The sequence below is a fragment of the Citrobacter sp. S55_ASV_140 genome (assembly GCF_018919505.1).
GTDB lineage: Bacteria > Pseudomonadota > Gammaproteobacteria > Enterobacterales > Enterobacteriaceae > Citrobacter > Citrobacter werkmanii.
The window spans coordinates 1-1,847 of sequence record NZ_JAHLQZ010000362.1; the positions used below are offsets into that span (position 1 = coordinate 1).

The 1,847-nt window shown below is 47.2% G+C and carries 2 protein-coding genes and 1 pseudogene; all 3 read right to left on the reverse strand.

What is annotated here, in order from left to right; translation table 11 throughout:
• A pseudogene (locus KQJ18_RS23765) lies at window positions 1-141 on the reverse strand (disulfide bond formation protein B); the annotation flags it as partial.
• A gap of 14 nt (window positions 142-155) precedes the next feature.
• Entirely contained in the window at window positions 156-824 is a 669-nt protein-coding gene (locus tag KQJ18_RS23770) for a thiol:disulfide interchange protein DsbA/DsbL (RefSeq protein ID WP_121529555.1), read from the reverse strand.
• A 23-nt stretch (window positions 825-847) separates the two neighbouring features.
• Window positions 848-1,847, reverse strand: a 1,000-nt coding sequence (locus KQJ18_RS23775) for an aryl-sulfate sulfotransferase (protein ID WP_216422922.1), incomplete at its 5' end; no start/stop codon positions are given.

Here is a 1,847-nt window from a genome sequence, read left to right on the forward strand (position 1 = left end):
GAAGAAAGAGTGCGCCAGAATAATTAACCCACCCATTGCGCAAGCCATCAGTAACCACAGAAAGCGCCGTTCCTGCCATCTCACCAGGGTATCAACCGGTGCAATACATAAGTCTCGCCACAGTCCTTTAATGAAAGCCATAGCCGGGTCCCTGTTTATTTTGCCGCCAGCTCTCTGACAAGCTCAGCCATAGAATCAATGGATTTGATGTTTTTGGTGTAGATCAGGTATTTGCCGTTGACGACATAAGCCGGTACGCCCTGAATTTTGGCGACATCATATGCCGCTTTCCATTTCTCCAGCGTTTGCTGGACGGCGGGGTCCTTCAATGCGGTTTCAAAATCCGCCTGACTCATACCCGCAGCATCCAGCCCCGTCTTAATGAATGAGGCAGGATCTTTACCGTCTGACCAGCGCTCTTTCTTGTCGTGGTAGGCTGCGTAATAGGCGAACTTGGCTTTTTTGAACTGAGATTTGGCGTCAAACAATGAAATTCCTGCTGCCTGATCCTTATTGATCATTACCGCAAATACCTCACTGGCCTGTTTGCCGTATTCCCCTTTGGTTTCCAGATGAAACGGTGTGAAGGTAACCACGTCGGCTACTTTTTCTGACACGGGAGCCGTTACGGCTTTATCGTATTTGTAGCAGAACGGACAGGCGTAGCTGAATACTTTGATTAACGTCTTATCCGCATTAGGAATCGGTTTCTCCAGCACCATATAGTCAGTGCCCTCGGTAAAAGCCGATGCTGCAAACGATGAGGCAAGTACGGCGGTTAATACCACGCTTTTAAATAATGAAGTGATCCATTTAGACGACATAATTAATCCTTAATCTAACGTGATTATTTAAACATTTGTTGTGGGTGGACCAGTAATGCACGGTAGTGTGTTTGGTTCGGTTTATCGGAAAGGACATCAATTTCAACTTTGACTTCTTTTGTCTTGTAGTCAATTTCATTGATTTTGCCAATGGTCGGTTGTCCAACGTCAAATAAATTAATCGATCCACCAAAGCCAAACATGGTATCGCGATCTTTTTGATATTCGATAACTGAAGTGATAGGACTATAAAAATCATAGCCGCGCTCTTTTCCGTATTCCCAAATTTGTTGGACGGTTCCTTTTTTCTCATCAATTTTATATTCGACAAAACGGGAGTATTTCATCGTCGGCAAAGCGGGTTGTTCGAGTCCACGACCATCGCCGTTATCAAAAATGGTTAATGTCCCTTTGCTGGAGAGCCATGCGGTGTGCTGGGTGTAGGTAAAATCGAAATCAGTATTTTCACACTTGCCATTTTCATCACATTTTAGCACGTTGCCTTTAGCATCTACCGGTTTTAACAGCTTGCTTGCCAGCGCTTTATTCCAGCCTTTAGATGGCGCCAGGATCCACTTCACCTGTTTATCCCGACCAATTTTTACGACCCCCTGATGGCGGGAAGAGATAATGATAGAGTCATCTTTAGCGTCATAGGCAATGGAGTTGACGTGAGCCCAGTTACGACCCGCACCAACGCCGAGGGCATCACCATAGGGAGTATCTGGCTCCAGTTTCGCCTGTTGGCCTGCGTGCGCGAGGTCGACGTTGACGCATACCGCGCCTGCGTCCAGTGCACCCAGCAGGGCATCACGCATCGGGTCGAGAATTTTTGTCAGATCCCATACGTCAACAACGCGACCGGATCTGTCGACTTCAATAATCTGGTCGCGGATAGTTTGCACGTGAATGCCATCTTCCTTGCGATAATCGCGTTTACCTACGCGAAGCAGTACGGTGTCATTGACCGTTTCGATCGATTCATGCGATGCGTCAAGGAATCCACGCGGCAGCTTATGGTCG

Bases quoted from the DNA above. Each gene is read 5' to 3' on its own strand.
- KQJ18_RS23770 (WP_121529555.1), bottom strand. From the start codon at position 824: ATGTCGTCTAAATGGATCACTTCATTATTTAAAAGCGTGGTATTAACC.